The 6,578-nt window shown below is 47.5% G+C and carries 8 protein-coding genes and 1 rRNA gene; 3 read left to right on the top strand and 6 right to left on the bottom strand.

Going from position 1 to position 6,578, the window contains the following annotated elements; genetic code table 11:
- From HXW94_RS13060 to recN, 3 genes are all read right to left on the bottom strand, one after another.
- Nucleotides 1-92, bottom strand: a 16S ribosomal RNA gene (locus HXW94_RS13060); the annotation flags it as partial.
- Between the two features lie 496 nt (nucleotides 93-588).
- On the bottom strand, nucleotides 589-828 hold the full coding sequence (locus tag HXW94_RS13055) for an FmdB family zinc ribbon protein (RefSeq protein ID WP_178367343.1): 240 nt from the start codon (nucleotides 826-828) through the stop codon (nucleotides 589-591).
- 57 nt (nucleotides 829-885) lie between these two features.
- The gene (recN, locus tag HXW94_RS13050; protein ID WP_178367342.1) at nucleotides 886-2,595 is read right to left on the bottom strand and encodes a DNA repair protein RecN; all 1,710 of its coding nucleotides are present in this window, start codon (nucleotides 2,593-2,595) and stop codon (nucleotides 886-888) included.
- A gap of 26 nt (nucleotides 2,596-2,621) precedes the next feature.
- Between recN and HXW94_RS13045 the strand changes: the two genes are divergently transcribed.
- On the top strand, nucleotides 2,622-2,768 hold the full coding sequence (locus HXW94_RS13045) for a hypothetical protein (protein WP_178367341.1): 147 nt from the start codon (nucleotides 2,622-2,624) through the stop codon (nucleotides 2,766-2,768).
- On the opposite strand, the gene HXW94_RS13040 is transcribed toward HXW94_RS13045, so the two are convergent.
- The gene (locus HXW94_RS13040) at nucleotides 2,745-2,933 is read right to left on the bottom strand and encodes a conjugal transfer protein TraB (protein ID WP_178367340.1); all 189 of its coding nucleotides are present in this window, start codon (nucleotides 2,931-2,933) and stop codon (nucleotides 2,745-2,747) included. The two genes, HXW94_RS13045 and HXW94_RS13040, sit on opposite strands and share 24 nt — an antisense overlap.
- A 159-nt stretch (nucleotides 2,934-3,092) precedes the next feature.
- Here HXW94_RS13040 and HXW94_RS13035 point away from each other — a divergent pair, with 159 nt between their 5' ends.
- Together HXW94_RS13035 and HXW94_RS13030 are read left to right on the top strand one after the other, a co-directional pair.
- On the top strand, nucleotides 3,093-4,274 hold the full coding sequence (locus HXW94_RS13035) for a TraB/GumN family protein (RefSeq protein ID WP_178367339.1): 1,182 nt from the start codon (nucleotides 3,093-3,095) through the stop codon (nucleotides 4,272-4,274).
- A 23-nt stretch (nucleotides 4,275-4,297) separates the two neighbouring features.
- A complete protein-coding gene (locus tag HXW94_RS13030) occupies nucleotides 4,298-5,518 on the top strand; it encodes an EAL and HDOD domain-containing protein (RefSeq protein WP_178367338.1) in 1,221 nt (406 codons plus the stop codon).
- A gap of 17 nt (nucleotides 5,519-5,535) precedes the next feature.
- Here HXW94_RS13030 and purN read toward each other — a convergent pair whose 3' ends face one another.
- Together purN and HXW94_RS13020 are read right to left on the bottom strand one after the other, a co-directional pair.
- Nucleotides 5,536-6,258, bottom strand: coding sequence for a phosphoribosylglycinamide formyltransferase (gene purN / locus HXW94_RS13025; RefSeq protein ID WP_178367337.1), 723 nt, complete (start codon nucleotides 6,256-6,258; stop codon nucleotides 5,536-5,538).
- Between the two features lie 16 nt (nucleotides 6,259-6,274).
- A complete protein-coding gene (locus tag HXW94_RS13020) occupies nucleotides 6,275-6,505 on the bottom strand; it encodes a hypothetical protein (RefSeq protein WP_178367336.1) in 231 nt (76 codons plus the stop codon).
- Between the last annotated feature and the right edge of the window lie 73 nt (nucleotides 6,506-6,578).

Raw genomic sequence — 6,578 nt, 5'->3', positions numbered from 1 at the left:
CAGGATTGCAAGCAATCCCTTTCTCGTTCGACTTGCATGTGTTAAGCACGCCGCCAGCGTTCATTCTGAGCCAGGATCAAACTCTCCAGTTATAATCCTTTACTAAAACTTTTTAAGGTCTGCACTTAAAGCTGTTACGCTCAAGCGCATTGTCATTGACCCGCTCTTTTCTTTTTCACTGACCAATTTTCAAAGATCAAACTTACTGCGTTTAAAAAACCTCATCGGAAAACTGTTTGGCCGTCCCCGTGAAGCCAGAGCAATATCCTTCATTTTCTAATCAATGTCAAACCTTTTTTTAATTAAATCTCAATTTTTCTTTGAACCGTCCCCCAAACATGGTCATAGATATAAGGCTAACCATTTGTAAAATAATGAAAATTCCTATACTATTTAAATTTAAAAAATAAAATTGGTTTGACCTTGATTGATTTGAAAAGCGATACGGTAAGGCCCATAATCAAAAAGATAAGATGAGCAATAATTCTTGTGTCAAACGGGTAGCCAGCAGGGTATTTTCCGGGGCCAAACTTCTGGCCCCGCAGTGGGAAATAATTTCAATAAACCCGGATATTATTACTCCGCGTCCTAACTTCCGGGAACCGTATAGGTCTTACACGTTCCGGTTGAACAGGTACGTTCCTGGGTATGTACGCCTTTGGTAGCGTTTCCTGACGATCCCATGGCATAGTTGGTGGCCGAGACGACCCGCTGGAACGCCTTGGATTTACATTTAGGACAGACAACCTCCCGGTCATCTTCTTGTCCCATAACAATCACTTCAAAAAATTCTTCACATTTACTGCATTTAAATTCATATATCGGCATGTTTATCCCTCATATAATAATACGTATTCACTAAAAAATAAGCAGTTATAGAATTTGTCAAGACCCATCCGCCGTATCAAGAAGTTCCCTGGCATGGGCAAGGGTAGCATCGGTGATCCGGCTGCCGCCAATCATCCGGGCCAGCTCCGTTACCCGATCTTCCTTACAGGTCAAGGGCGTGATGCGGGTGCCTGTTCTGCCGCCTGACACCTGTTTGGTTATCTTGAACTGATGGTTGCCGTACCTGGCAATCTGGGCCAGATGGGTAATGCAGATCACCTGTTGAACCCGGCCCAGTTCTTTGAGCTTAAGCCCGACCTTATCGGATGTTGCGCCACCAATACCGGCATCCACCTCATCAAAAATCAGGGTTTCAAAAGACTGACCCCGGCAGAGCACAACTTTAAGCGCCAGAACAATACGGGACAGTTCTCCGCCTGAGGCTGTTTTTGCCAAAGGCTTTGGGGATTCCCCGGGATTTGGGGAAATCAAAAAACGCACCCGGTCTATACCGGTGGCAGATATTTTTTCGTTATTCGCCGTTGTAAGTTCGTCAGGATCAATGCCTGAATCCGTGGAGAAATCCACCCCCAAACTGGCCCGGCCCATGTCAAGGGCACCGAGTTCCGCCTTTGCCAGCCCGGCAAGCGCCAGGCCCTCTTTCTGCCGCCGCATGGACAGGGCCTTTGCCTTTTGGCGAATCCGGGCCACCAAACCTTTTTGTTTGTGTTCCAGTTGTTCGATACGCCCCTCAAGCCCCTGGATGTCTGCCAGATTTTCCGCCATGTTCCGGTATTGCTTAAATACAGCGTCAAGACTGCCCCCATATTTGCGCTTAAGTTTTGCGATCTGATCCAGGCGCTGATCCACCTGATCCAGGGACTGAGGGTCCAGATCAATGCCTGCGGCAAATGATCGGAATTCCGACACCAAATCCTGAAGTTCATAGGATATTTCGTCCAGACGCCGGGCCAGGGCACCCAGCGTTTCATCGGTCTCGCAGAACCGGCCCAACCGGGCAGACATACCTGAAATCTGATCCAGCACCGAGCCTTCGCGGTCATATAAATTATGTACCGCACTGTTTACTGATTCAAAAATCTGCGCGGCATTCTGCAGTTGATCGCGTTTTTGAATCAGATCATCATCTTCTCCGGGCTGGATATTGGCGGTTTCAATCTCGTCCACCTGAAATTGAAGCAGGGCCAGTTCTTTTTCAGCCTTTTCCTTTCCGGCCTTTAAAGCGGCGATCTCTTTTTTCAAAGGAACGATTTGCCGGTAGAGCCCGGCCACATCTTTTTTCAGATCAAGGGTCCGGGCAAATTCGTCCAGGATATCCAGGTGCTGATCTTCTTTGAGCAACCCCTGATGGGCATGCTGACTGGATACACCGGCAATATTTTCCGTCACCTGTTTTAAAAAATCCAGCGTGGTTTGGCGGGCGTTAACATAAATTTTACTTTTTCCTTCAGCAGAGACCACCCGCCTGATGATCAACCCATCTTCAATCTCCATATCATGCGCTATCATAAGGCGGGCAGCGTGGGAATCCGGGGCAATATCAAACACAGCTTCCAGTTCAGCGCTATCCTTTCCGGTGCGTACCAGATCCGCCGATGCCCGGGACCCCAAAAGCAGATTTACGGCCTGAATAATAATTGATTTTCCTGCCCCGGTTTCCCCTGTCAACACAGAAAGACCGGAACCGAATTCAATGCGCAAATCCTCAATAATCGCAAAATTTTTTATGGACAGAGCGTGCAGCATAAAATCTCCTTGCCCAAGAAAAGCCCATGTGCAGCCAGGCAGCGGCCATGGCAGCCACAAGCCTTGAGTTCCACAGCCAAGGTGCAGGCAAACCCAAAGGGAAAAATCCTAAGTTAACTGCGGCCAACATCTGCCTGGGCATACAGGACTCAGAATTTCGGGGAGCCGGATGAGGCATCTTGGGGCGGATCCAGATTCTTTTTCACGGTGTCATTGATGGTCTTGTAAATATCCTTGAAAGATTCATGGACGTTGGAAGGCGACAGCCGGCCCATTTCAATGAACTTGACTATAATTTCCTTGGTGGCCCTGAGTATATGTTCGTCAACTGATTTCATAATTGGCTGAATACCAGAACTGCTTAATAAGGTCAATATTTGACCTGAATTTGTGTTGCCATGTACCTGTAAATGCTTATATACTCAAAAACGACGTGCTAAAGCACTGTTTCCTCCCAAGCCTGAAGGCCTGGGTTTCCACAGCTAAAGGAAAAATTTATGAACGAAAACCCCACAGACAATAATGACATCCACATGCTTGACCGGGACGGCAAACAGATCATTCTTATCGGAACAGCCCATGTGTCCCGGCACAGTGCCCAACTGGTTTCCGACACGATAGCATCAGAACAACCTGATACCGTATGTGTGGAGCTGTGCAACAACCGGCTGGGGTCCATCCGGGACAAAGACAGATGGCAGAATATGGATATTGTAAAAATCATCAAGGAAAAGAAAGCCCTGATGCTGTTTATGAATCTTTTGCTGGCCGCTTTCCAGAAAAAAATAGCCGATAAATTCGGCATAAAACCCGGCCAGGAGATGATCAATGCCATTGCCGCCGCAGAAAAGACAGGCGCTGCCGTTATCCCTGCGGACAGGGAAATTCAGACCACCCTTTCCCGGATATGGCGGGGTATGGGATTCTGGGAAAAAATAAAACTGATATTCGCCATGCTGCTGTCATTTGGCCGGTCCGATGAGATTGAAGAGACAGACATTGAAAAAATGAAGCACCAGGACATCCTGCAGTCCCTGCTTTCGGAGATCAAAGAGGACCACCCCATTATTGGCGAAGTGCTGATTAACGAACGGGACCAGTTCCTGGCCCAAAGCATCCGCAGTGCGCCGGGAGACAAAATCGTGGCGGTTGTGGGGGCGGCACATGTGCCCGGAATTTTAAAATATATTGAGCAAAACACCCCCATTGACCTTGACGCACTCAAAACACTTCCGCCTCCCGGCAACCTAGGAAAAGTATTGAAATGGCTTATCCCCGGCCTGATCATTATGCTTTTCATTACCGGATTTCTCATGGAGGGTAAAGGTGCCGGGACCGACATGATCTGGATCTGGGTACTGGCAAACGGCATTTTTGCCGGTATCGGCGCAATCATGGCCATGGCCCACCCGTACACCATTTTTTCATCTATTTTAGCCGCACCGCTGACCTCCCTGAATCCCATGATTGCAGCAGGTTGGGTGGCGGGTCTTATGGAGGCATTTGCACGTAAACCCAAGGTGCGCGACCTTGAGGCGATCCCCGAGGATATTACGTCCGTCAAAGGGTTCTGGCGAAATAATGTTACAAGGATTCTGCTGGTGGTGGTGTTCACCAATCTGGGTTCCTCAATCGGCACCATGACAGCCCTGCCGTTGATGATCAAACTTTTATCCTGATTAAAAATAGGGTTACTGATCCAATGAATATTTTTGTAGCACGCCAGCCGGTATTCACGTTAGATAAAAAAATTTTTGGTTATGAACTTTTATTCAGACTCAGTCTGGATAATGTCTTCCCGAATATCGACGGGACTATAGCCACATCCGGTGTGCTGTCCAATACGTTTTTCTCCTTTGGACTCAATGACATTCTTGGCGGCAAGCCCGGACTGATTAATTTTACCCGGGATCTTCTGCTCAAACAGACACCGCTTCTGTTCCCGAAAGAACATATTATCATTGAGATTTTAGAAGACATTGAGCCTGAACCTGAAATTATTGATGCCTTAAAGACGTTTAAATCTCAAGGGTTCAGGATTGCCCTGGATGATTTTGTTTATGATCAGAAATTTAGTGAAATGATTCACCTGTGCGACATGATAAAATTTGATATCATGGCTACGCCCCTGGACACCCTGGGCCCGATTTTCAGCACCCTGGGACATGAACTCAAGCATATTACTCTGTTGTGTGAAAAGGTGGAAACCCACGAAGAGTTTGAACAGGCCCAAGCCATGGGGTTCCAGCTGTTCCAGGGATATTTCTTTTCAAAACCTGAAGTCATAACACACAAAAGCATGGCACCCAACCAGGGTACCAACCTGAAACTGCTGAATGAGGTTTCAAAGCAGGAGCCGAACTTAGACGTTATCAAGGACATGATTAAAAACGATATGGCCATTTCTTTCAAACTTTTAACGTTCATCAATTCAGCGTATTTTAAGCGGCGCACTGCCGTAGACACGATCAAGGATGCCATCACGTTTTTGGGCCTGCGGGAATTGAAAAAATTTATCAGCGTGGCGGTGGTGTCGAATATGAACCCGGAAAAGCCCAATGAACTGATCCGGTTTTCAGTGATCAAGGCCCGGATGTGCGAGCAATGCGCGCATATTATTAAAGCCCGATTTACGCCGGAAGAATTGTTCACTGTGGGTCTGTTTTCAACCATGGATGCCATCTTGGATATGCCCATGGCAGACATTCTTGAAAAAATTACCCTGTCTGAAAAAATCAAGGATGCGCTTTTAGGCAAAGACCGCTTGTTCAGACAGCTCAATGAGCTGATCACAAACTTCGAACAGGGACAGTGGGGCCATACCCGATTTCAGGCAGATAAAGATTCTCAATTGATTCAAAAACTGCCCGCCTTTTACATGGACGCCTTAAAAATGGCGGACTCCTTTTTTGCATCGGGCTGATTATCCAGCCCGGTCCGTCACCGGGACTGGGCAAATTTCTGGATACAGGCCGGATACAGTTCCCACTCCTTTTTCAGTCCTTTTTTTTTAACATCTTTCAATGTATCACCATCGGCTATTTCAAATGCCTTCTGGCCGATGATGGGACCTGTATCTTCCCCGTAATCAACAAAATGAACCGTGCATCCACCAATTTTGCACCCATACCGGAAGGTGTCCCCGTACCCGTCGGTACCCGGAAATGCAGGCAGCAGGGCCGGATGGATATTCATGATCCTGCAGCCCTTGTCTTTGGTGTTAATCCGGTCAATAAAATAAGGGGTCAGCACCCGCATAAACCCGGCCAGAACCAGCAAATCCATATCATAGGATTCAATATGATCTAACAGCCGGCGTTCGGCAATCACCCTGGATTTTATGAAAAACAAGGCTTTTTCACGATTCTTTTCCACATCCACCAGCCGCTGTTTTCCAAGAATTTCGTCAAGGTCAAAATTTTTGGGAAGCAGGCTGTCAATATCCCGAATCTTACGAGAATCGGCGATAATCCGGGCATAATCCACCACAAATGTATCAATACCTGCTTTTTTTGCCCGCGCCAGGCCCTTTACCCCGCCAACATCTGATCCTGTAAAAACAATCTCAGCATCAATGCGACCCTGGTTACAGGCATCAATAATGGCCTGCAAGTTGGTGCCGCCCCCGGAGATCAATGTGCCGACCTTTAATCTTTCAACCATGGCCCTGTTCCCTCCCTTATTGGTTACCGTACCCGTTCTGAGCCCCGCAGTCGGGGCATTCCCATGTAATTCCGTTGCAGGTCATCCCCCACTGGTTTTCATACATGCAGGACTGACACATTGAAAATCCACACCGACACTGCCAGCAGAACATGACCTTAGCACCGCAGCAATGACAAATTTTTGACCGGCTTTGCCGCCGCCGGGATTTCCCGGCTTTGGCCCGTGCCCGGGATTGTTCGGACATAAGACTTCTCCTTTGCTTTAAAAGATAGTATATATGCCGCTAATTAAATAATAATTCAACAGACAATTTTCAG

Source organism: Desulfobacter latus (assembly GCF_013389365.1).
Lineage (GTDB): Bacteria > Desulfobacterota > Desulfobacteria > Desulfobacterales > Desulfobacteraceae > Desulfobacter > Desulfobacter latus.
This window is presented reverse-complemented; position numbering and strand designations above follow the sequence as displayed.

Coding starts and splice junctions, on each gene's coding strand:
- HXW94_RS13055 (WP_178367343.1), bottom strand. CDS start 828: ATGCCGATATATGAATTTAAATGCAGTAAATGTGAAGAATTTTTTGAA.
- recN (WP_178367342.1), bottom strand. CDS start 2,595: ATGCTGCACGCTCTGTCCATAAAAAATTTTGCGATTATTGAGGATTTG.
- HXW94_RS13045 (WP_178367341.1), top strand. CDS start 2,622: ATGTGCAGCCAGGCAGCGGCCATGGCAGCCACAAGCCTTGAGTTCCAC.
- HXW94_RS13040 (WP_178367340.1), bottom strand. CDS start 2,933: ATGAAATCAGTTGACGAACATATACTCAGGGCCACCAAGGAAATTATA.
- HXW94_RS13035 (WP_178367339.1), top strand. CDS start 3,093: ATGAACGAAAACCCCACAGACAATAATGACATCCACATGCTTGACCGG.
- HXW94_RS13030 (WP_178367338.1), top strand. CDS start 4,298: ATGAATATTTTTGTAGCACGCCAGCCGGTATTCACGTTAGATAAAAAA.
- purN (WP_178367337.1), bottom strand. CDS start 6,258: ATGGTTGAAAGATTAAAGGTCGGCACATTGATCTCCGGGGGCGGCACC.
- HXW94_RS13020 (WP_178367336.1), bottom strand. CDS start 6,505: ATGTCCGAACAATCCCGGGCACGGGCCAAAGCCGGGAAATCCCGGCGG.